This is a genomic window from Sphingomonas sp. PAMC 26605 (assembly GCF_000241485.1).
Taxonomy (GTDB): domain Bacteria; phylum Pseudomonadota; class Alphaproteobacteria; order Sphingomonadales; family Sphingomonadaceae; genus Sphingomonas.
Map to the genome: position 1 here is coordinate 3,231,245 of NZ_JH584241.1, position 21,108 is coordinate 3,252,352.

The following is a 21,108-nucleotide window of genomic DNA, read 5'->3' on the forward strand; positions in this document are numbered from 1 at the left end:
GGATCCCGCTTCTTCTTCTTCGACAACGGGGCCAGGCAGCGGGATCCCCGCTTTCGCGGGGATGACTGGGGGTTGGCGTTTGCCCCGACCCGATAGCCGTTCAAGTCTTCACTGCCGTTCGTCACTCCGGCTCCGCTCCTGGACGCCGTCCGGTGTCGTGCGCGCTCATTCGAGGGACATAGTCCATGCGCTTCTCGCGCTTCTTCATCACCCGGCCGATCTTCGCCGGCGTCATCGCGGTGGTCATCACCATCGTCGGCCTGATCGCCTATTTCAGCCTGCCGATCTCGCAATATCCCGACATCGTGCCGCCGACGGTGACGGTCAGCGCGACCTATCCGGGCGCCTCCGCCGAGACCGTCGCCGAGACCGTCGCCGCGCCGATCGAGCAGGAGATCAACGGCGTCGACAACATGCTGTACCAGTCGTCGCAATCGACCGGCGACGGTAAATTGGTAATCACCGTCACCTTCAAGATCGGCACCAATCTCGATGCCGCGCAGGTGCTGGTGCAGAACCGCGTCGCAGTCGCGGTGCCGCGACTACCCGAGGACGTGCAGCGGCTCGGCGTCGTCACGCGCAAGACCAGCCCCGACTTCCTGATGGTCGTCAATCTGATCTCGCCCGATAACTCGCTCGATCGCGGCTACATCTCCAATTACGCCCTTACGCAGGTGCGCGACCGCTTGAGCCGCATCGATGGCGTCGGCGACGTGCAGCTGTTCGGCAGCCGCGATTATTCGATGCGCATCTGGATCGACCCCGGCCGCGCCGCCGCGCTCGATCTCACCGCGGGCGAAATCGTCGCCGCCTTGCGCGCGCAGAACGTCCAGGTCGCGGCTGGCACGCTCGGCCAGCCGCCTTACGCCACCGGCAATGCCTTCCAGCTCAACGTCGAGACGCAGGGCCGCCTGACCGACCCCAAGCAGTTCGCCGATGTGGTGATCCGCACCGACAAGGACGGCCGCCAGGTCAAGGTGTCCGACGTCGCCCGCGTCGAACTCGGTGCGCAGGACTATGGCGCCAACACCTATATGAGCGGCAAGCCGACGGTCATCGCCGCTGTCTTCCAGCGCCCCGGCTCGAACGCGCTCGCCGCCGCGCAAGCGGTGTCGGCCGAGATGGAGACGATGTCGAAGAAGTTCCCCAAGGGGCTCGCCTATCGCGTCATCTACAACCCGACCGAATTCATCTCGCAATCGATCGACGCGGTGAAGCACACTTTGCTCGAGGCGATGATCCTCGTCGTGCTCGTCATCCTCGTCTTCCTGCAGAAATGGCGTGCGGCGATCATCCCGATCGTCGCGATCCCGGTCTCGCTGATCGGCACCTTCGCGGTGCTTGCGGCGGTCGGCTACTCGCTCAACAACCTCTCGCTGTTCGGTCTGGTGCTCGCGATCGGCATCGTCGTCGACGACGCGATCGTCGTGGTCGAGAATGTCGAGCGTAACCTCGAGCACGGGCTCTCGCCGCTCGAGGCGGCGCGCAAGTCGATGGACGAAGTGTCGGGCGCGCTCGTCGCGATTGTGCTCGTGCTCTGCGCGGTGTTCATCCCGACCGTCTTCCTCACCGGCCTGTCGGGCGCGTTCTACCGCCAGTTCGCGGTGACGATCTCGACCGCGACGATCATCTCGCTGCTGCTCTCGCTGACGCTGTCGCCGGCGCTCGCCGCGATGCTGCTCAAGCCGCATGCCCCGGCAGGCACGGGCAGCCGCGCCGCGCAGCTGGTGCGCCGCGCGGGCGACGCCTTCAACCGCGGGTTCGAGCGGATGAGCGACGGCTATGCACGGCTCACGCTGCGCCTCGTCAGCGCACCGCGCAAGATGATGCTCGCCTATGGCGCCTTGATCGCGCTGACCGCGGTGGTCTTCACGGTCACCCCGTCGGGCTTCGTACCAGCGCAGGATCAGGGCTACTTCCTCACGATCATCCAGCTGCCGCCGGGCTCGGCGGTCGATCGCACCGACGCCGTCATGCAGAAGGTGGCAAAACGCATCCTGCCGCTCGCCGGAGTCAAGGGCGCGGTGATGCTCGCGGGCTTCGACGGCCCGTCGCAGACGCTCGCACCCAACAGCGCGGCGGCCTATATCCCGCTCAAGAGCTTCGAGGAACGCGCGAAGCTCGGCGTCACGCTCGCCTCGATCATGGGCGAGGCGCGCAAAGCCACCGCCGACATCAACGAGGCGCGGCTGCTGATCGTCCCGCCACCGCTGATCCAGGGGATCGGCTCGGCGGGCGGCTATCGTCTGATGGTGCAGGACCTGCAGGGCCACGGCTATCAGGAGATGGGCAAGACCGCCTCCGGGCTGATCGGCCAGGCCAACACGACCAAGGGGCTGGCGCAGGTCTATACCTTCTTCGACACCGCCACACCGCGCATCTTCGCCGATGTCGACCGGACCAAGGCGAACATGCTCGGCGTGCCGCCAGAGCGTGTTTTCGAGGCGTTGCAGGTCTATCTCGGGTCGGCATTCGTCAACGACTTCAACCTGCTCGGCCGCACCTACCGCGTCACCGCTCAGGCCGACGCACCGTTCCGCAACACCACCGCCGATATCGCCAATCTGAAGACGCGGTCGAACACCGGGCAGATGGTGCCGATCGGATCGGTCTCGACCTTCCGTGACAAGACCGGGCCGTATCGCGTCGTGCGCTACAATCTGTTCCCGGCGGTCGAGGTCGATGGCGATACCGCCAAGGGGTCGTCGTCGGGCCAGTCGCTCGTCGCGATGGAAAAGCTCGCCGATACCGCACTGCCGACCGGCTATGCGCATGAGTGGACCGGGATCGCCTTCCAGCAGAAATCGGCCGGCAGCACCGCCGGGCTCGTCTTCGGCATGGCGGTGCTGTTCGTCTTCCTCGTGCTCGCCGCGCAATATGAGAGCCTGACGCTGCCGCTCGCGATCATCCTGATCGTGCCGATGTGCCTGCTCGCGGCGATGACCGGCGTGAACTTGCGGGGCATGGACAATAACGTCCTGACGCAGATCGGCCTCGTCGTGCTGATTGCGCTCGCCGCAAAGAACGCGATCCTGGTGGTCGAGTTCGCCAAACAGGCCGAGGAGGAAGACGGCCTGTCGCCGGTCGAGGCGGCGGTGCGCGCGGCGAAGGACCGGTTGCGGCCGATCCTGATGACGAGCTTCGCCTTCATCCTCGGCGCGGTGCCGCTGGTGATCGCCGAAGGGGCTGGCGCCGAGCTGCGCCAGGCGCTCGGCACTGCGGTGTTCTTCGGAATGATCGGCGTGACCGGCTTCGGCCTGCTCTTCACCCCCACTTTCTACGTCGTCGCACGCGCGCTGGCGAAGCGGCTCGAACGCCGCCGTCCGGACGCGAACGCGACGCATGGCCCCGCTGCCGCGCCTGCGCTGCAGCCAGCCGAATAGGAACGACCCATGAAAACCGTCCTGCTCACCAGCCTCTCCGCGCTCGCGCTCTCCGCTTGCGCCGCCGGGCCGAACTACGTCGCCCCCACGCCGCCGCCGACCGCCGCCGCGCCGTTCGTGACCACGAACCCGGCGACGGTCACCGCCGCTGCCGACCAGAATTGGTGGCGGATGTATCGCGATCCCGTGCTCGACGGGCTAGTCGCCGATGCACTGGCGGCGAACACCGACTTGCGCGTCGCGGTAGCGCGGCTCGACGCGGCGCGGGCATCGCTGCGCGGCGCCAAGACCGACCGCGAGCCGCAGGTTAATTTGGGCGCTAGCGGCAATTACGCGCGGGCATCCGAACTGCAGAGCCTGCCCGGCTATGCCCGCGAGCGCGCGACCTACGACGTCGGCCTCGACGTCAGCTACGAACTCGACCTTTCGGGCCGTGTTCGCCGCAATGTCGAGGCGGCGCGCGGCGATGTGGGCGCGGCGCAGGCCGACGCCGACGCGGTGCGCGTGTCGATCGTCGCCGCCACCACGCGTGCCTATGTCGATGCTGCGTCTTCGGCGGAACGGCTCGCGGTCGCGCGACGCATCGTAGATCTGCTCGAAAAGTCGACCACCCTCACCGGCAAGCGCGTCGATGCCGGCCGCGCGACGAAGCTCGATCAGGCGCGAATCGCCGCGCTGCGTGACCAGCGCGCCGCGCTCGTTCCGCAGATCGAGGGCGAGCGCCAAGCGGCGCTGTTCCGGCTGGCGACGCTTACCGGCCGAACTCCGCGCGACCTCCCGGTGACAGCGGGCGCGCGCAGCACGACGCCGCGGCTGAACCAGCCGATCCCGATCGGCGACGGCGCGGCATTGCTCGCGCGCCGCCCCGACGTCCGCGCTGCCGAACGCCGGCTCGGCGCGGCGACCGCGCGGATCGGGGTCGAGACCTCGCAGCTCTATCCGCAGATCTCGCTCGGCGGGTCGATCGGGTCGACCGCGACCACCGTCGGCGACATCTTCACCGGGGGGCCGGTGCGCTGGCTGCTAGGACCGCTGCTCAACTGGTCGCTCAACCAGTCGGCCGCACGTGCCCGGATCGCGGGCGCAAAGGCCGAGACGCGCGGCGCGCTTGCGACCTTCGACGGCAGCGTACTGACCGCGCTCGAGGAAACCGAAACCGCGTTGTCGAGCTACGCCCGTGAACTCGATCGGCGCACGCAGCTCCAATCGGCGCGCGACAATGCAGCGACCGCCGCGCGGATCACCCGCGCCCGCCAGCGCGAGGGCACGATCGATTTCCTCGAAGTGCTCGATGCCGAACGCACCTTCGCCGATAGCGACGCCGAACTGGCGGCCGCCGACGCGAGGATCGCTGACGCCCAAATCGACCTCTTCCGCGCGCTCGGAGGTGGCTGGCAAACCGCGCACGCCTGATCCCGCGGGCTCGATCTAGTCCATCCTAACCGCCATCGTCGCCGCGCGGGCACCTAGCATCCTCGTGACGGCCCGGCTCAGCCGCGGCCGATGGGATACGTCGATCGTCGGCGATCGACCGGCCGCGATCGAAAATTGCGTCCGCGTTGGACCCAAACCGATATCGTTTCGTTAGCGTCGCATTCCATCCTTCAGGGTTGCGGTCGCGCCATGCGTCATTACTTAGCACGCTAATGATGTCCGAACGATCTCTCGCCGAGGCGGCCTACGCCCGTACCTTGCTGCCGCTTGCCCGTATGTGGCGGCAGTCCGCCGATCGCGCACTGAGCGGCTTCGGCCTGTCGGCATCGGGCGGGTGGACGATCGTCCAGGTCGGGCGCCTCGGCGACGACGTGCGGCAGACCGACCTTGCCGCCGAGCTCGATGTCTCAGCGGCCTCGCTGGTCCGCATCGTCGATCAATTGGTGGCGGCCGGGCTCGTCGATCGCCAACGCGACGAGGTCGATGCACGGGTCAGCCGCGTACGGCTGACCGAGCGCGGACGCACCCTGGTGGCGAAGATCGAGACCGCGTTCGAGGCACTCCGTCGAGAGATGCTCGCCGACGTCGCCGACGCCGATCTCGTGATCGCGCTGCGTGTCGCCGAACAGCTCGAGGCGCGCTTCACCCGGAAGCGCAACCGATGACGCGCGATCGGTTTGGGTGGAAGGAGGCGCTGTTCTCGGTGAAATGCCTGATCGCGGCGGTGCTTGCCTATTACATCGCGTTGCAGATCGGCCTGACGCGTCCGTATTGGGCGGTGACGACATCCTACATCGTCGCGCAGCCGCTGGCGGGCGCCGCGCTCTCCAAGGCGGCGTTTCGGGTGATGGGGACTATCCTGGGCGCCGCCGCGGCGGTCGTGCTCGTGCCCAATCTGGTCAACGCGCCCGAATTGCTGTCGCTCGGACTCGCGCTGTGGCTCGGCGTCTGTCTCTACATCTCGCTGCTCGACCGTACGCCGCGCGCCTATGTCTTCCTCCTCGCCGGCTATACCGCGAGCATCATCGGTTTCCCCTCGGTCGAGGCGCCGGGCGCGATCTTCACGACTGCGATCCTGCGCGTCGAGGAAATCACGATCGGCATCCTGTGTGGCGCGCTGATCCACGGCTTCGTCTTCCCGCAGACCGTGACCGCGACGCTGCTCGTGCGCGTCAGCGCGATACTCGCCGATGCCGAGCGCTGGTCGCGCGATTCGCTCGCCGGGCTCGCCGACAGCCGGCTCGACCGCGACCGTCGGCGGTTAGCGCTCGATATCAATGAGCTGCACCAGCTCTCGATCCATCTGCCGTTCGACACCGCACGGCTCCAGCCGCGGGTCCGTACGCTGCGCGCGTTGCAGGCCGAGCTGTCGATGCTGCTTCCGCTGGCCAGCGCGGTCGACGACCGGATCCGCGAGCTGCTGCGTGGGGCCGATACGCCGCGGCCCGAAGCTTTGACGCTGATCGAAGACGTGCGCGAATGGCTCGCGACGGCGCAGCCGATGGCCGAGCGTAACGCCGCCGCCGATGCACTGATCGCGCGCGCGCGCGCGCTCGAGCCGCCGGTCGCCGAACCCCTGCTATGGCGCGATGCCTTGCGGCTCAGCCTGCTCGCGCGGCTCGCCGAGCTGATCGACGCGCATCGCAACGCGCGCGATCTGCTCGATCAGATGCGCTCACCCTTGCGCGCGCCGCTCAACCCCGGGGTTGCGCGGCTGTTGGCCCGCACCGCGCGCCGCCCGCTCCACCGCGACCGCGGGATCGCGCTGCGCGCTGCGGCGGGGACGGTCGCGACGATCCTGCTCGGTTGTATTTTCTGGATCGGGACCGGCTGGGCCGACGGCGCGGGCGCGGTGCTGATCGCAGGGGTATGCTGCGCGCTGTTCGGCAATAGCGACGACCCTGCGCCGGCGATCATGGCGTTCTTCTATGGTACGATCATTGGCCTGGTCATCGCCGCGGTCTACGCTTTCGCGATCCTGCCGCGGATCACCGACTTTCCGACGCTGATTGCCGCGCTTGCACCGGCATTGCTGATCGGCGGGGTTTTCCTGTCGCGACCCCGCACGACGCTAATCACGCTCGGCGCATTGCTCGGCGGGATCAACACCGTCGGTCTCAATGATCGCTACGGTGGCAGCTTCGACACATTCGTCAACGGCGGCGTCTCGCAGCTGATCGGCACGATCTTCGCGGTCGTCACCGTCGGGCTGTTCCAGACGATCGGCGCCGATACCGCCGCGCGACGGCTGATCCGCGCCGGGTGGCGCGAGTTGGCGCAGCGCAGCAACGCGGCGGGCGTGCCCGATACCGCCGGCTGGGTCGCGCGGATGCTCGACCGGATCGGCCTGCTCGCGCCGCGGCTCGCGTTGCAGGGCAAGGATCCGGGCAAGCCGCTGCTCGATGCGCTGAGCGACCTGCGCGTCGGCTTCGCAATCGGTGAATTGCGGCAGTTGCGGATCGACGGCACGTCCTACGATGCGGCACGCATTACGCCGGTGCTGAAGGGTGTCGGCGCGCATTATCGCGCGCTGCGGCCCGACCGCCCCGCCCCGCCCGCGCCGGTCCTGCTCGCCGACCTCGACAGCGCGATCGACGCGATGGCGGCCGACGCCGAGCCGGCGCGCGCCCGCGCGGGCGTGCTCGCGCTGACGTCGCTGCGCCGCAACCTCTTCCCCACAGCGCCAGCGTATGGCGTGGCGGCATGATCGGCGAAGTCTCGCTCGGCGGGGTGTTCGTGCCGACGATCCTGCTGCTGGCGATCGCCGCGCTCGTGCTGACGGGGGCGACGACGCGGCTGCTGTCGGCTTTCGGCGCCTATCGTTTCGTCGCCTATCGGCCGTTGGTCGATTTCGCGCTCTTCTTCCTCATTCTCGGACTTCTGTCCTTGCTTACCGGACCTTCGTTATGAAATCGCTGCTCGCCCCGCTCGGCCGTTCCGCCGTAACGATTGTCATCGTGTTGCTCGCGATCCTGGTCGCGGTGTGGCTGTGGCGCCGCTACGAGACCGATCCGTGGACCCGCGACGGGCATATCCGCGCCGATATCGTGCGGATCACCCCCGATGTCGGCGGGCTGATCACCCAGGTCGCGGTGCACGACAATCAGCGCGTCAAGGCCGGCGACGTGCTGTTCGTGGTCGACCGCCCGCGCTTCGAGCTGACGCTCGCGCAGAACGACGCGGCGATTCAAAGCGCGCGCGCGACCCTGCTCCAGGCGCGGCGCGAGGCGCAGCGCGATCTCGCGCTCGGCGATCTCGTCGCCAAGGAAACGCACGAGCAGAACGTCGCGCGTGTCGCCACGGCGAGCGCGGCACTGGCGCAGGCGCAGAGCGCACGCTCGACCGCCGCGCTCAACCTCGCGCGGACGACGGTGCGCGCGAGCGTCAACGGCACTGTGACCAACCTCGATCTGCACCCGGGCGACTATATCGCGGCGGGCGCGCAGGCGATGGCGCTGGTCGACGCCGATTCGATCCGCGTCGAGGGCTATTTCGAGGAGACCAAGCTCGGCAGCATCCACATCGGCGATCCGGTGACGGTCCATCTGATGGGCGAGCCGCGCCCGCTCAAGGGGCGGGTCGACAGCATCGCCGCGGGGATCAGCGACAATGAGCGCAGCGTCAGCGCCAACCAATTGCCGACGGTCAACCCGACCTTCACCTGGGTGCGGCTCGCGCAGCGCATCCCGGTGCGCGTCAAGCTGGTCGAGGTGCCACAGGGCGTCGCACTAATCGTCGGGCGCAGCGCGACGGTGACGGTCGTGCCGCCAGCTCCGCAGGTGCACCCATGACGCGCGGCCGGATCTTCGGCGTCGCGGCGCTGCTGCTAGCGGGCTGCACCACCGCCGGCCCGAACTATACGCTGCCCGATCACGCCGTGGTCAACCGGCCGAGCGCGCTCGGCGCGTTCGACAGCGGCAAGGAGAAGCGCTTCGCCGACGTTCCGCTGCCCGATCATTGGTGGCAGCTGTACGGCGACGCACGGCTCGACGGATTCGTCGCGGAAGGGCTCGCCGCCAACGCCGATCTGCGCGCCGCCGACGCCAACCTTCGCCGCGCCGATGCGGTAGTGGCGGAAGTCGCGGCGGGGCGCACGCTCTCGACCACCGTCGGCGGTGGCGCTTCGCTGTCGCGGCAGTATGGCACCGGGGGATCGCTGCCGGGGACGGTCGGGTACGATGTCGGCCTGTCGCTCACCTATCCGCTCGATCTGTCCGGTCAGATCCGCCGTGCGATCGAGGCGGCACAGGGCGATGCCGAAGCCGTCGCCGCCGCGCGCGACAATGTCCGAGTGACGGTCGCCGCCGAGATCGCGCGCAGCTATGCCGCGGCATGCACCGCCAATATGGTGCTCGCTGCCAACAACCGCGTGCTGGCGCTCCAGCGCCAGACGCTGGGCGTGACGCAGCGGTTGCAGCGCGGGGGACGCGGCACGGCGTTCGACGTGACGCGGGCGCAGAGCGCGGTCGACCAGAGCGCCGCGCTGGTGCCCGCGACGATCGCGACGCGCACCGCCGCGCTCTATCGGCTCGCGACGCTGATGGGACGCCCGCCGGCCGACTATCCCAGGGAGGTCGCCAGTTGCGCGACCGCGCCGACGATGCGCAAGCCGCTGCCGATCGGCGACGGCGCGGGCCTGATCGCGCGACGCCCCGATATCCGCGCTGCCGAACGCGCGCTCGCCGCCGCCACCGCGCGGATCGGCGTGGCGACCGCCAACCTGTATCCACAGGTCAACCTCGGCGGGTCGATCGGGCTGACCGGGCCGCTTTCGGCATTCGGTTCGAGCGACGCCTTCCATATCGGTCTGGGCCCGCTGATCAGCTGGAGCTTCCCCAACCGGCCGATCGTCCGCGCGCAGATCGCGCAAGCCGGGGCCGCCGCCGACGGCGCGCTGGCGCAGTTCGACTCGGTCACGCTCGAGGCGCTGCGCCAGACCGAGACCGCGCTCTCTGCCTATGCCCGCGAGGCCGACCGCAACGCCGCGCTCGCGCGCGCGCAATCGAGCGCGGCGACCGCCGCGAACCAGGCGGGGACGCTCTATCGCTTCGGTCGCACCGATTTCCTCTCGCTGCTCAGCGCGCAAGCGGCGCTCACCACAGCGCAAGCGAACCTTGCCGCCTCCGACGCGTTGCTGGTCGATCGGCAAGTCGATGTGTTCAAGGCCCTTGGCGGGGGCTGGCAATCGTGAACGGCCGCAGGAGCGACAGATGAGACAGGTTTCCCTTCCCGACGGCGCCATGGTGCCCGCGCTTGGCCAGGGCACATGGATGATGGGCGAGGACCGCTCGAAACGGAGCACAGAGATCGCGGCGCTGCGCGAGGGTATCGCGCTCGGCATGACGCTGATCGACACCGCCGAGATGTACGGCGAAGGCGAATCGGAGCGCCTCGTCGGCGAAGCGATTGCGGGGTTCCGCGAGCAGGTGTTCCTCGTCAGCAAGGCGTATCCGCAGAATGCCGGACGCGCGCGGTTGCGGGCGTCGTGCGAGGCGAGCCTCAAGCGGCTGGGGACCGATCGGCTCGACCTCTATCTGCTCCACTGGCGCGGTTCAGTCCCGCTGGCCGAAACCGTCGAGGCGATGGAAGCCTTGCGCGGCGCAGGCCTGATCGCGCGCTGGGGCGTCAGCAACCTCGATACCGAGGATATGGAGGAACTGGTGGACGCAGGTGGCGAAGGCTGCACGACCGATCAGATCCTCTACAATCTCACGCGGCGCGGGCCCGAGCACGCGTTGCTGCCGTGGCTCGCGGAACGCCGCATCCCGATCATGGCGTACAGCCCAGTCGAGCAAGGCCGTTTGCTCGAGAATCGGGCGCTGGCGACGATCGCCACTCGGCTCGGGGCGACACCCGCACAACTGGCGCTCGCCTGGGCGCTGCGGCGTGACGACGTGATCGCAATTCCCAAGGCCGGCAGCGTCGCGCACGTCCGCGACAATCGTGCCGCGCTCGATCTCGTGCTTGATCCGACAACGCTGGCAGCGCTCGACGCGACGTTCCCGCCGCCGCGATCACGCACGCCACTCGCGATGCTCTAAGCAGCGCGCCCGAGCGCGGCGAGCAGCGTCTGTTCGGAAACGATCCGGATCGGCTTACCGGCGCGGCGCAGCGCCTCGGCCTTCCCATATGCCGGGCTCGTGAACGTCGCGCGCGTGAAGCGATCGCCCCCGGCGACGACGAGCACGTTCGTGCTCGTACCGACCGAGGTCATCACCTTCGCTCCGAGCGCGGCGAGCCGGTGCGCCAAAGGCCCATCGCGCGGCTCGCCGACGATCGCGACCCGCTCGCCGAGCAGCGGCCCTGCTTCGGCCGGGGTCGGCGGCGGCCCCGGCTTGCGCGGCGGCGCGAGCCATTCGTCGAGCGAGATCCCGGTCTGCTCGATCGCCTTTACGATCACCCAGCCCGCCGCACGCGCATCGCTGAGCGCGTCGTGATGGCGATGCGCGATACCGAGATAGCGCGCAAGGCCGCCGAGCTTGTGGTTCTCGAGATCGGGCCAGGCGCGCTTGGCGACGCGGACGCTGTCGAGCCACATCGTCTCGATCAGCGGCCGATCGTGCTGGCGGCACGCCGCGGCGAGCGCGCTTTTGTCAAAAAAGGAATGCGCGACGGTCGTCCGCCCCGCGAGATACCGGTCGACGATCGCGTGAACGTCGCCGAAACGCGGCTGGCCGACGACATGGTGCGCGGCGATCCCGTGGATCTGGGTGTTGAATGCGTGGAACTCATCGCAGGGATCGAGCAGCGTTTCGTACTCGAAGATCTCGCGACCACCGCGAAATCCGACGATCCCGATCTGGCAGATGCTGCTCGCACGCGAGCAGGCTGTTTCGACGTCGATCACGACGAAATCGGGCGGCGGGGATTGGCATTCGGCAGACGACACGCCGTCCCGCATAGCAGTTTCTTGAGGGGATATGTCCAGCGACCTAGCGATCCCGCGACGCGATCAGCGCCCTGCCCTTTTCCGACAGGCTGCGAAAGGTGATCGACCAGCGCGGCGCGTCCATCTCGGCAATGCTGTGCTCCCACACATGCCGGGCCGGACCACTCAGGTGATAGGCGCCGCGTGGCGTCAGCGGCACATTCGCGCGCTCGAAGCGATCGTCGATTCGCCTACGGAAGCGCAGCGTCGCCGGCGCCCCGAGCGAAATGCCGAAAACATGCTCGAAATGCGGCCGGTCGCGATGCCAGCCGATGCCGGCGCCGACATCGTAGCGGATCACGAGCGCCTGAACGAGGTCACCCTCCGCCAGGCCGGCCATGATCTCGCCGCGGCGGCGCAGCGGGTCGAGCCAGTCCGGGATCGGAGCGGCCTCGCCCATCCCACCGGTATCGAAGTCGTAATGCCAGCCGAAACTGTGGGTCAGCCGCTTGCCGAGCCAGCCCTGAAAGCGGAACGGTTCCAAGTCCGTCGCATCGATAGCGGCGATCAGCGCCGCCGCCTCTGTTTGCGATACGAAATTCTCGACCGCGTGGAGACCCGGCAGGATCGGAGTATCGAACAGATCGCGCATCATCCATCCATAGACAAAAGGCCGCCCCTTGCGGGACGGCCTTTCCATTGTCGGCCTTGGCCGGCAAAAATTCAGGCGAGCGCGCCCTCGAGAGAGACCGAACTCGAACCCTGTGCCGACTGCGGCGTGAGACAATGAGACATTCGACCACCTCCTTTCCATTGTTGAACGATGGCAAGGAGATGGTGTCGTGTCGCCGAATTGCAAGATCTCAGGACGGCGGCGTCAGAAGCTGAAGCGGCCGCCGAGCGACAGGACGACGGCATGCGCGTTCTGCAGCAGGCCCTTGGTCAGGATCACCGTCTGCGCCGGAGTGCCGGCATAGGCTGCAGTCGCGCGATCGATCGTCGTGTCCTTGAAGTCGACATAGCTCGCCGCAGCATCGATCGTCATGTGCTTGTTCATCCGGTAGCTGCCGCCCGCCGAATAGGTCCAGCGGTTCGAGTCCGGCACCCGCGCGTCGCGCAGGCCGTCCTGCGTCGGCGTGACCGCGCGCTGCACGCCGGCACGGACCGTCGCCTTGGGGCTGACCGCATAATCGAAGCCGCCTGCCAGGCTCCAGCTGTCGCGATAATTCTCGGGCAAAGCGACGTTGAGCGGGGCGCCGAGGCGGATCGCATCGAACTTGCTCCAATTGTACGCGACGACCTGCGCGTTGAGCGTCAGTGCCTCGGTCGCGCGCAGGCGCCCGCCGACGATCACCTGGCCGGGCGTGTTGAACTGTGCGGTCACGCCCGAGAGCGAACGGTTCTGCGGTGCGAGCGGGCCGACCAGCCCGGCGACGGTGAGATCGCCGGTGAGCGTGTGCTTGATGCTCGATTTGTAGCTGATGCCGACGGTGACGAGCTTGTTGTGGAGCTGCACGCCTGCGGTCCAGCCGAAGTCCCAGCCGTCGCCGTGCAGCGCCTGGCTGCCGTCGGGAAGCGCCGCCGAGACGTTGGGGAGCGCGTTGCTGAGATAGGCATCGGTATATTCGACGTTGAGTGCGCCACCGACGCGCAGCCAGTCGGTCAGCGCGACGCCGATCGACGGCTGGATGTCGATCGTGCGCAGCCGCGTCTTGTCGGCGCTGTAGCGCGTCCAGCTGTTGGCGTCGTAATCGGTGGTGAAGCTGAACGGCGAGGTCACCGCAATACCCACCGCGATCCGGTCGTTGATCGGATAGGCGAACGATCCGCTCGGCAGCACGCCATTGTTGATCGGGTCGCGCGAGCGGGTCTGCCCGCCGATCGCGGTGAAGGGCTGGCCGGGGCGCGAGATCAGCGTGCCGTTGTCGATCACATCGCCCTTGGGCAGGAGCGCGGTGGCGCTGACCTGGACTTCGGCATCGGTGATCCCGGCGATCGCGGCGGGGTTCCACCACAGCGACGAAGGTCCGGTGTCGGCGACTTCGCCCGAGAACGAGCGGCCGGCGCCGACCGTGGTCTGCGACTGGAGATAGAAAGCATCGGCATGGGCGACGCCAGCGAAGCCGACGCTCGAGACGAGCGCGGACGCGGCCAGCAACGGGCCCTTGTAACGGATTGCCATGATATAGTCCTGATGTTTACGGTTTGGGGGAGAAAAAGCGGGCGCTTTCAGCGGACTCGGGTCCAGGTCTGCGTCTTGCAGAGCGGGAAGAAGACGCAGCCGCGCAGCTTGAGCTGATCGCTGCCGATCGGAGTGATGCGGCCGCTATAGGTGTGGCCGTCTTCGGCGTTGTAGACTTGGCCGTTCGCCCAGACACCGTCCTTGTCGGGCGCGAAGCCGCTGAGCATCAGCATCCCCTGAACGGGGCGCGTGCGCAGCTTCGCGTCGGAATTCTTGACGTCCTTGAGCGCAGGATTGGCGCGGATTGCGTCGGACGTGACGACCTTGCCGCAGATCGACGACCCGCAGTGGCTGATTTCGACGATGGCGTTGAGGGTCTCGGTCTTCCAGCGGCCGATCACGGTGTCGGCGGTCGCCGGCGCGCCGGCGAGCAAGGCGCCGATAAGCAACAGGGACATGATCTTCCTCTCCAAGCCGCATCGGTGTCGCGATGCCGTGATCATACGCCATGCTTCGGGACGCGCCCGCACGGTCGGTTCTTGCCGTCGCACCGTTTCGGCCCTATTCGCGAGCCCGTTGACGTATGCGGCAGTTCGATCCGCAGTAGATTCGTTCGGCGACAAGTCAAGCACTTGTCGGAGCCCCCGCGAACGCCCCTCGGCTCGCCCGCCAAGATCGCGCTTTCCCAACGCGAAGAAATCCGCAACACTCGCGCCAAGACGTTGATCGCACGAACTCGACAAAGGGGCGTGTCCGACGCTCGCCGGCGGCCGGCGAGGGTCTGCGTCGCAGGAGCGAAGACGTTGATGACAGAGCTGTCGCAGGACCTGACCGGGATCAACGAGGTTGCCCGGATGCTCGACATCACGCCGCGCACACTCCGTTTCTACGAAGACAAGGGACTGATCACGCCCTGTCGGGTCGGCGCGATCCGCGTCTATACACGGCGCGAGATCGCGCGGATGCGATTGATCCTGCGCGGCAAGCGACTCGGCTTCACGCTGCGCGACATCGTCGAGTTTCTCGATCTCTACGATGCCGACCCGCAGCATGTCGAACAGATGCGCGCGCTGGCCGGTCGGTGCCGGCAGCGGATCGATCGTCTCGCCGCGCAGCAAGAGGCGATCGCCGAAACGCTCGAGGAACTTGAGAAGATCGAACGCGAGGCGCTCGCGCGGGTCGTCAAACCGGTGCGGCGCCGTCAGGCAGCCGCGACCGACGCATCGCCGCGCGAGCTATAGACCGCGTCCCATTTGCCGGTTTCGTATCGCTTGGTCACTGCGGCGGCAGGCCGAGCGCGTGCGCGGGTCGAGCAGGGCCAATCGCGCGATCGCGACTCGCTATCCCGCGGCGCGCGCGCTCACAGAACGGTGCGTGTCGCCCGCCATGCCGCGATCAACGCCGCCGCCTTGGCGCCGACCCCCGCGGCATCGTCCCCCGGACGATAGAGGGCGCCGCCGACGCCGATCCCCTCGGCCCCCGCGGCGAGCCACTCGGCGAAATTCTCCGCCCCTGTCCCGCCCACGCCCCACACCGAAACGTCGCGCGGCAGCACTTCGCGGATCGCCTTGAGATAGGTCGGCCCGAGCGCAACCGCGGGGAACAGCTTGATCCGACGCGCGCCGGCGTCGATCGCACGGAACGCCTCGCTCGGCGTGACGAAGCCCGGCATCGGCTCGAGCCCGAGCGCGACCGCGCGCGCGATCAGCGCGGGATCGGTATTGGGGGTGACCATCAGCGTCGCGCCGGTCGCGGCGAGCGCCTCGACCCCAGCCATATCGAGCACGGTCCCCGCGCCGATCGCGGCGGTGTCGCCGAACGCCTGCTGGATCGCGGTGATGCTGGTGAACGGATCGGGCGAGTTGAGCGGCACCTCGATCATCCGCACCCCCGCGGCAACGAGCGCCGCGGCGACCGGGAGCGCCTCGTCGGGGCGGATGCCGCGCAGGATCGCGACGACCGGCGGAGCGCCGGCAGCGAGCAGATCGTCGATCGTCATCGTTCAGTCTCCCAAAGCGCGAGTCCCGCGAGCGCACAGGCGTCGCCGTCGAGCAAATGTGTATCGATCCCCGATGCGGCGAGCGCGCGCGCGTACCGTGCACAGAGCGCGGGATCGCCGATCAGGCCGACGCTTTCCCCCGCTGCCGACGCAATCTCGGCGATTTCGCGACCGATCAGCAGCCCCGAAAGGTAGCCAAGCGCCCAGGCCGGCGAACGGCCGTCGATCAGCTGGGCGCTGCGCGCCTCGAACAGCGCACCGAGCAGGAGATCGCCGTCGCGTGCCCGCGACAGTCCATGCGCGAAGCCGCGCCGTTCGCCGGCGGGATCGGCGTCGCCTGCGCCGGCGGCGCGCAACAGGGTCGAGCGATCGCGCAGCAGCGCGAACAGTTCCCCGGTGAAGAAAGTCTGGAATCCGACGATCCGCCCCTGCTCGATCGTCGCCCATTTGCTATGCGTCCCCGGCAGCGCGAGGCGATGCCGCCCCGTACGCAGCGCCGGATCGCGCGCGATCGCACCGAACAGCTGGGTTTCCTCGCCGCGCATCACGTCGGGCCCGCCCGACGGCGCGGTGCAGGCGAGCCCCGCCATGATAGTGACCGGCACGCCGTCGAGCGTCGCCTGCCCTGCCGCAGCGAGCCAGCCGGGAACGTCGGAGGGACACGCCGCATAGGGCACTTCGATCCAGCCGTTGCGCGACCCGACCATGCCGCACAGCGTAATGGAGTCCGGATCGCGCTCGGCGCACCACGGCACGATCGCGGCCCGCAGCGTTGCTTCGGCAGTCTGATCGAGCGCGCCAATTCCCGCGCCTTCGGCACGCGCGACAACCTCGCCCTGTTCGATCCGGAAAAGCCGCAAGCGGCTCGTCCCCCAGTCGCCGACGATACGGTAACTCATGCGGCGATCCGGACGGCGGGAAGCGGCAGCCCCGGTGCGGGCGCGTCGAACGCGAACAGCGCGCCCGCCAGCGGCTGCGCGGCCAGCGCTTCGTCTGACAGGCCAGCGCGGGCGGTGGTGATATACCCGGTGCGAAGCTCGGGACCTCCGAACGCCACCTTGGTGACGTTGCCGCACGGGACCGCGATCCGCTCGAGCAGCGCACCGTCGGGGTGATAGCGCCGCGCTTCCCAGCCGCCCCACAACCCGACCCACACGCACCCTTCGGCATCGATCGTTACGCCATCGGGATTGCCATGCGCTGGATCAATCGTCGCGAACAGCGTGCCGTCGCGCAGCACAGCATCGTCCGCGATGTCGAAGCGGTGGATCGTTCCGGCGAGCGTATCGACATGATACAGCAGCCGCCCGTCGGGGCTGATCGCGGGACCGTTGGTGATGGTGCATTCGCCCCCGACCGCGACGATCTCGACGCCGTCGAACAGATGCACCGCGCCGCTCGGGCGCGCCTCTTCATCATCCATCGTGCAGAACCACAGCCGTCCTGCGCCATCGACCGTCGCGTCGTTGGTGCGGTTGTGCGCGGGCATCGCGACGGTGGCGAGGGGGGCCTGCAGCGTCGCACCGTCGAATCGCTGCAACGCGGATCCGTTGCCGACCAGCAGATCCCCCGCGGTGGTCGGCACCACGAAGCTCGGCGCGCCGCCGACGGCGTAGCTGTCCCGCGTGTCGGATGCGGGATCGTAGCGGTGGATCATCCCGCGCTTGATATCGACGAACCAAAGCGCTTGCTCGATCCAGGCAGGCCCCTCCCCCAGCGTCGCTGCGACCGGCCAGACCAAACGACTATGCTGCACCAAATTCCGATCTTTCCGTTGTTTTCCCGAGATATCTGATCGATCCTATAATTCGCGTATCAGGATGCGGCAATCAGCGATCGACGGCTGGACCGCCGACGCGACGGGCCGGCTTATAGTCTCGGCGGTTTCCAGCGATCGAACGCTACGACGGGGCGGGTTTCTCAGAACCCGCACCGGATGATCGGATCGGCGGGTTTCGCACGATCTCCGCTGGCATTGCGGCGGATAATCGGGCACCTGCGCCGGCATGACCGGCCTGCCCCATGTTCGAACGCCGACAATCAGCCTGATTATTCCTGCCTATAACGAGGAGGATTATCTTCCGGCGTGCCTCGACGCGGTGATGCGCAACGTCGCGGGCAAGGCGTTCGAGATCATCGTGGTCGACAACAACAGCACCGATGGAACGCGCGCGGTGGTCGAACGCTACCCTGGCGTCAAATATGTGTTCGAGCCTAGCAAGGGCATCACGCGCGCACGCCAGCGCGGTTTCACGGAGTCGACCGGCGATATCCTCGCCTATGTCGATGCCGACACGCATCCGCCCGAGGGCTGGATCGAGCAGATCTGGGAACAGTTCGGCGCAAATCGCGAACTTGCCTGCTTGTCGGGCCCGTATAGTTTCTACGACCTGAGTGGGCTGCGCAACCGCGTCTCGACCGCGTGGTTCGTCGCGGCACGTTCGATCTACGGGATCACCGGGTATCTGATGGTCGGCGGCAATTTCGCGATCCCGCGCCATGTGCTCGAGAAAATGGGGGGATTCGACAGCTCGATCGAATTCTACGGCGAGGATGTCGACATTGCCAAGCGCGCCAAGAAGCAAGGCAAGGTGCTGTTCTCGCCGCGCTTCATCATGCCCACCTCGGGCCGCCGGATGCAGAAGCAGGGCTTCGCCAAGATCGCCGGGATCTACCTCGCCAATTACGCGTCAATCGTCCTGCGCGGCCGGCCGGCGACCAAGGGCTATGAGGATATTCGCTAGGCGCCACCGCCCGCGCGATTGCTCCGTAGAATCCCGAACTGCGCCGCCGCTCGGACTCGCCTTTGATCGCGCGGTGAACCTCCCGCTCGAACTTCTTGTCGCGACCGCGATGGTTGTGCTGACCGTCGGCGTCCATCTGGTCGGCATTGCCGGTCTGCTCACGCTGCTGCGCCACCATCGCGCGCGCAGCGGCCTTGCCAGCAGCATCGTTCGCGATGGCATCGGGATCGTCGGCGCCGCCACCGGTCTGTTCGTGCTTCATTCGATCGAGATCTGGAGCTATGCCGCGCTCTATTACGCGATCCGTGCGCTGCCCGACTTCGAGACCGCGCTCTATTTTTCGACCGCTACCTATGCGACGATCGGCTATGGCGACATTGTGCTCGCCCGCACCTGGCGGATCCTGGGCGCGATCGAGGGCGCCAACGGCGTCATCCTGCTCGGCTGGTCGACTGCCTTCTTCGTCGCCGTCGTCAGTCGGATCCGGTTCGTCGAAGGGGAGATAGGCACATTCCGGTAAGCGCCACCGACCCGCTCGCCGACGCCTTCGCTTTGTTCGTCAACAGCACGACCGATCGCGCGCAATTCCTGCTCGATCCTGCCGGCCTGGTGACGAGCTGGAATCGCGGCGCAGAAATCCTCACCGATTGGAGCGCGGAGGCGATTATCGGCCGACCGTTCGCGCTGTTCTATCCCCCCGCCGACGTCGAACGCGGCGTACCCGCGGCGGATCTCGCGCAAGCGCGGCATGACATCACCACGCGCAAGGAAGCGTGGCGCATCCGCCGCGACGGATCCGAATTTCTCGCGGATTCGACGCTCGTCGCGTTGCGCAATGCCGAGGGCGCACTGCTCGGCTATGGCCAGAGCGTCTACGACGTGACCGCCCGCCGCGCGGCCGAGGCAGCGCTCGCCGATAGCGAACAGCATGTCCGCTCGATCCTCGAGACCATTCCCGATGCCATGATCGTGATCGACGAGCGCGGCCGGATCCTGTCGTTCAGCGCCGCGGCCGAACGCCTGTTCGGCTATGCCGAGGTCGAACTGATCGGGCGGAACGTCAGCCTGCTGATGCCAGGTCCCGATCGCGACCGCCACGACAGCTATCTCAGCCACTACCTCACGACCGGCGAACGCCGGATCATCGGGATCGGCCGCGTCGTTGTCGGCAAGCGCCGCGACGGCAGCGCCTTTCCGATGGAACTCGCGGTCGGCGAGGCGAGCAGCACGGGGCGGCGGATCTTCACCGGCTTCATCCGCGACCTGACCGAGCAGCAGCGCAGCGAATTGCGGATGAAGGAACTCCAGTCCGAGCTGATTCATGTCTCCCGGCTGAGCGCGATGGGGACGATGGCCTCGACGCTCGCGCACGAACTCAACCAGCCGCTCACCGCGATCGCCAATTACATGGAGGCGAGCCGCGATCTGCTCTCGGTGCCAGACGACGATACGCTCGAACTGCTGCGCGAAGCGGTCGACCAGTCCGCCAGAGAAACGCTGCGCGCTGGCGAGATCGTCCGCGCGCTGCGCGATTTCGTGACGCGCCGCGAGGTCGAACGGCGCGTCGTCGCGCTGCGTCCGCTGATCGAGGAAGCCAGTGCGCTGGCATTGATCGGCGCGCGCGAGCGTGGCGTACGCGCCTTTTTCGACTTTGCCGACGATGCAGCGCACGCCTTGGTCGATCGCGTCCAGATCCAGCAAGTGGTCGTCAATCTGGTGCGCAACGCGGTCGAGGCGGTCGAAAGGTCGCAGGTCCGCGACGTGACGATTTCGGTCCGCGCGGCGGCCGCCGATATGCTCGAGGTGGTCGTCGCGGACACCGGTCCGGGAATCGATCCGGCGGTCGAGCAGCGGCTGTTCCAGGCCTTCGCCACCAGCAAGCAAAGCGGCATGGGACTGGGCCTGTCGATCTGTCGCACGATCGTCGAGACACATGGCGGGCGAATCTGGGCTGCGCCGCGTCAGCGTGGCGGGACGGCGTTCCATTTCACCATACGCAGCGCGGGCGAGACCGGAGATACCCGGACGATTACGTAAAGACGCTGCGGGGGCCCGACGGCAAGTAAGGGAACCCCTTTCGTGCGGATTCCCATGACCGACATTGCCGTCCTCGATCCGTCGCGTCTCTCCCGCCGGATCGTTTTGATCGACGCCGACGAAAGCGTCCGCCGCGCGCTGCAGCTGCTCCTGCATTGGCACGGCTATGACGTTCGCTCGTTCGGCACCGCGGCGCCCGTCCTCAAGGATGGATATGCCGACGCGGGCGATATCCTGATCACCGATCACGCTCCTCCCGACAGCACCGGCATCGCGGTGCTGCGGATCCTGCGCAGCCGGGGCTGGGCCGGACTGGCGATCCTGATGACCGCCACCCCTTCGCCGAACCAGGAACGCTGCGCGCGGGCGTCGGGCTTCAGTGCCGTCCTGCACAAGCCACTCCATCACCCCGAGTTGATCGCTGCACTCGCCCCGCGCTGACCGGATCCGCCCCGGTGCGG

20 protein-coding genes are annotated in these 21,108 nt (G+C 67.7%); 13 read left to right on the forward strand and 7 right to left on the reverse strand.

The genetic code is table 11. The features are described from left to right. Positions 1 to 185: 185 nt before the first annotated feature. The 8 genes from RH90_RS14980 (at position 186) to RH90_RS15015 (ending at position 10,858) form a co-directional block, all read left to right on the forward strand. On the forward strand, positions 186 to 3,383 hold the full coding sequence (locus RH90_RS14980; protein ID WP_010186649.1) for an efflux RND transporter permease subunit: 3,198 nt from the start codon (positions 186 to 188) through the stop codon (positions 3,381 to 3,383). A 9-nt stretch (positions 3,384 to 3,392) separates the two neighbouring features. Next, a complete protein-coding gene (locus tag RH90_RS14985) occupies positions 3,393 to 4,796 on the forward strand; it encodes an efflux transporter outer membrane subunit (protein WP_010186650.1) in 1,404 nt (467 codons plus the stop codon). A 236-nt stretch (positions 4,797 to 5,032) separates the two neighbouring features. Further along, the gene (locus RH90_RS14990) at positions 5,033 to 5,482 is read left to right on the forward strand and encodes a MarR family winged helix-turn-helix transcriptional regulator (protein WP_029625350.1); all 450 of its coding nucleotides are present in this window, start codon (positions 5,033 to 5,035) and stop codon (positions 5,480 to 5,482) included. Further along, positions 5,479 to 7,524: an FUSC family protein gene (locus RH90_RS14995; RefSeq protein ID WP_010186654.1), complete on the forward strand. Its 2,046-nt coding sequence runs from the start codon at positions 5,479 to 5,481 to the stop codon at positions 7,522 to 7,524. Before RH90_RS14990 ends, RH90_RS14995 begins: the two co-directional genes overlap by 4 nt. Then, the gene (locus tag RH90_RS15000; protein WP_010186655.1) at positions 7,521 to 7,727 is read left to right on the forward strand and encodes a DUF1656 domain-containing protein; all 207 of its coding nucleotides are present in this window, start codon (positions 7,521 to 7,523) and stop codon (positions 7,725 to 7,727) included. The genes RH90_RS14995 and RH90_RS15000 overlap by 4 nt, the downstream gene beginning before the upstream one ends. Next, positions 7,724 to 8,608 (forward strand): efflux RND transporter periplasmic adaptor subunit, encoded by an 885-nt coding sequence (locus tag RH90_RS15005; protein WP_010186657.1) that lies wholly within the window; start codon positions 7,724 to 7,726, stop codon positions 8,606 to 8,608. The genes RH90_RS15000 and RH90_RS15005 overlap by 4 nt, the downstream gene beginning before the upstream one ends. Next, entirely contained in the window at positions 8,605 to 10,008 is a 1,404-nt protein-coding gene (locus tag RH90_RS15010) for an efflux transporter outer membrane subunit (protein WP_010186659.1), read from the forward strand. The genes RH90_RS15005 and RH90_RS15010 overlap by 4 nt, the downstream gene beginning before the upstream one ends. Positions 10,009 to 10,027: 19 nt before the next feature. Then, the gene (locus RH90_RS15015; RefSeq protein ID WP_029625351.1) at positions 10,028 to 10,858 is read left to right on the forward strand and encodes an aldo/keto reductase; all 831 of its coding nucleotides are present in this window, start codon (positions 10,028 to 10,030) and stop codon (positions 10,856 to 10,858) included. Here the strand turns inward: RH90_RS15015 and RH90_RS15020 are convergent. From RH90_RS15020 to RH90_RS15035, 4 genes are all read right to left on the reverse strand, one after another. Then, the gene (locus RH90_RS15020; RefSeq protein WP_010186662.1) at positions 10,855 to 11,718 is read right to left on the reverse strand and encodes an exonuclease domain-containing protein; all 864 of its coding nucleotides are present in this window, start codon (positions 11,716 to 11,718) and stop codon (positions 10,855 to 10,857) included. The genes RH90_RS15015 and RH90_RS15020 overlap by 4 nt on opposite strands. A gap of 31 nt (positions 11,719 to 11,749) precedes the next feature. Further along, positions 11,750 to 12,340 carry an alpha-ketoglutarate-dependent dioxygenase AlkB gene (locus tag RH90_RS15025; protein ID WP_010186664.1) on the reverse strand — a complete coding sequence of 197 codons (591 nt, stop codon included), beginning with the start codon at positions 12,338 to 12,340 and terminating at the stop codon, positions 11,750 to 11,752. Positions 12,341 to 12,562: 222 nt separating this feature from the next. Then, the gene (locus RH90_RS15030) at positions 12,563 to 13,867 is read right to left on the reverse strand and encodes an OmpP1/FadL family transporter (protein ID WP_010186665.1); all 1,305 of its coding nucleotides are present in this window, start codon (positions 13,865 to 13,867) and stop codon (positions 12,563 to 12,565) included. A 47-nt stretch (positions 13,868 to 13,914) separates the two neighbouring features. Further along, positions 13,915 to 14,325, reverse strand: a complete 411-nt coding sequence (locus RH90_RS15035) for a DUF2147 domain-containing protein (protein ID WP_010186667.1) — start codon at positions 14,323 to 14,325, stop codon at positions 13,915 to 13,917. 348 nt (positions 14,326 to 14,673) lie between these two features. On the opposite strand from RH90_RS15035, the gene RH90_RS15040 reads away from it, so the two are divergent. Next, positions 14,674 to 15,108, forward strand: a complete 435-nt coding sequence (locus RH90_RS15040) for a MerR family transcriptional regulator (protein ID WP_010186671.1) — start codon at positions 14,674 to 14,676, stop codon at positions 15,106 to 15,108. A gap of 119 nt (positions 15,109 to 15,227) precedes the next feature. Here the strand turns inward: RH90_RS15040 and RH90_RS15045 are convergent, their stop codons facing one another. Genes RH90_RS15045 through RH90_RS15055 form a run of 3 tightly spaced genes read right to left on the reverse strand, consistent with a single transcriptional unit; the run spans position 15,228 to position 17,622 of the window. Further along, entirely contained in the window at positions 15,228 to 15,866 is a 639-nt protein-coding gene (locus RH90_RS15045) for a 2-dehydro-3-deoxy-6-phosphogalactonate aldolase (protein WP_010186673.1), read from the reverse strand. After that, positions 15,863 to 16,765 (reverse strand): 2-dehydro-3-deoxygalactonokinase, encoded by a 903-nt coding sequence (locus tag RH90_RS15050; RefSeq protein WP_010186675.1) that lies wholly within the window; start codon positions 16,763 to 16,765, stop codon positions 15,863 to 15,865. The genes RH90_RS15045 and RH90_RS15050 overlap by 4 nt, the downstream gene beginning before the upstream one ends. Next, positions 16,762 to 17,622, reverse strand: coding sequence for an SMP-30/gluconolactonase/LRE family protein (locus RH90_RS15055; RefSeq protein ID WP_198283414.1), 861 nt, complete (start codon positions 17,620 to 17,622; stop codon positions 16,762 to 16,764). Before RH90_RS15055 ends, RH90_RS15050 begins: the two co-directional genes overlap by 4 nt. Before the next feature lie 250 nt (positions 17,623 to 17,872). On the opposite strand from RH90_RS15055, the gene RH90_RS15060 reads away from it, so the two are divergent. From RH90_RS15060 to RH90_RS15075, 4 genes are all read left to right on the forward strand, one after another. After that, on the forward strand, positions 17,873 to 18,610 hold the full coding sequence (locus RH90_RS15060) for a glycosyltransferase family 2 protein (protein ID WP_010186677.1): 738 nt from the start codon (positions 17,873 to 17,875) through the stop codon (positions 18,608 to 18,610). Positions 18,611 to 18,683: 73 nt separating this feature from the next. Further along, positions 18,684 to 19,130: a potassium channel family protein gene (locus tag RH90_RS15065; RefSeq protein WP_010186678.1), complete on the forward strand. Its 447-nt coding sequence runs from the start codon at positions 18,684 to 18,686 to the stop codon at positions 19,128 to 19,130. A 32-nt stretch (positions 19,131 to 19,162) separates the two neighbouring features. Then, a complete protein-coding gene (locus tag RH90_RS15070; protein ID WP_010186679.1) occupies positions 19,163 to 20,647 on the forward strand; it encodes a PAS domain-containing sensor histidine kinase in 1,485 nt (494 codons plus the stop codon). A gap of 54 nt (positions 20,648 to 20,701) precedes the next feature. Beyond that, positions 20,702 to 21,088 carry a response regulator gene (locus RH90_RS15075; protein WP_010186680.1) on the forward strand — a complete coding sequence of 129 codons (387 nt, stop codon included), beginning with the start codon at positions 20,702 to 20,704 and terminating at the stop codon, positions 21,086 to 21,088. Positions 21,089 to 21,108 lie beyond the last annotated feature (20 nt).

Excerpts from the sequence above, each read along its gene's own strand:
- RH90_RS14980 (WP_010186649.1), top strand. The coding sequence starts at position 186 with ATGCGCTTCTCGCGCTTCTTCATCACCCGGCCGATCTTCGCCGGCGTC.
- RH90_RS14985 (WP_010186650.1), top strand. The coding sequence starts at position 3,393 with ATGAAAACCGTCCTGCTCACCAGCCTCTCCGCGCTCGCGCTCTCCGCT.
- RH90_RS14990 (WP_029625350.1), top strand. The coding sequence starts at position 5,033 with ATGTCCGAACGATCTCTCGCCGAGGCGGCCTACGCCCGTACCTTGCTG.
- RH90_RS14995 (WP_010186654.1), top strand. The coding sequence starts at position 5,479 with ATGACGCGCGATCGGTTTGGGTGGAAGGAGGCGCTGTTCTCGGTGAAA.
- RH90_RS15000 (WP_010186655.1), top strand. The coding sequence starts at position 7,521 with ATGATCGGCGAAGTCTCGCTCGGCGGGGTGTTCGTGCCGACGATCCTG.
- RH90_RS15005 (WP_010186657.1), top strand. The coding sequence starts at position 7,724 with ATGAAATCGCTGCTCGCCCCGCTCGGCCGTTCCGCCGTAACGATTGTC.
- RH90_RS15010 (WP_010186659.1), top strand. The coding sequence starts at position 8,605 with ATGACGCGCGGCCGGATCTTCGGCGTCGCGGCGCTGCTGCTAGCGGGC.
- RH90_RS15015 (WP_029625351.1), top strand. The coding sequence starts at position 10,028 with ATGAGACAGGTTTCCCTTCCCGACGGCGCCATGGTGCCCGCGCTTGGC.
- RH90_RS15020 (WP_010186662.1), bottom strand. The coding sequence starts at position 11,718 with ATGCGGGACGGCGTGTCGTCTGCCGAATGCCAATCCCCGCCGCCCGAT.
- RH90_RS15025 (WP_010186664.1), bottom strand. The coding sequence starts at position 12,340 with ATGATGCGCGATCTGTTCGATACTCCGATCCTGCCGGGTCTCCACGCG.
- RH90_RS15030 (WP_010186665.1), bottom strand. The coding sequence starts at position 13,867 with ATGGCAATCCGTTACAAGGGCCCGTTGCTGGCCGCGTCCGCGCTCGTC.
- RH90_RS15035 (WP_010186667.1), bottom strand. The coding sequence starts at position 14,325 with ATGTCCCTGTTGCTTATCGGCGCCTTGCTCGCCGGCGCGCCGGCGACC.
- RH90_RS15040 (WP_010186671.1), top strand. The coding sequence starts at position 14,674 with ATGACAGAGCTGTCGCAGGACCTGACCGGGATCAACGAGGTTGCCCGG.
- RH90_RS15045 (WP_010186673.1), bottom strand. The coding sequence starts at position 15,866 with ATGACGATCGACGATCTGCTCGCTGCCGGCGCTCCGCCGGTCGTCGCG.
- RH90_RS15050 (WP_010186675.1), bottom strand. The coding sequence starts at position 16,765 with ATGAGTTACCGTATCGTCGGCGACTGGGGGACGAGCCGCTTGCGGCTT.
- RH90_RS15060 (WP_010186677.1), top strand. The coding sequence starts at position 17,873 with ATGACCGGCCTGCCCCATGTTCGAACGCCGACAATCAGCCTGATTATT.
- RH90_RS15075 (WP_010186680.1), top strand. The coding sequence starts at position 20,702 with ATGACCGACATTGCCGTCCTCGATCCGTCGCGTCTCTCCCGCCGGATC.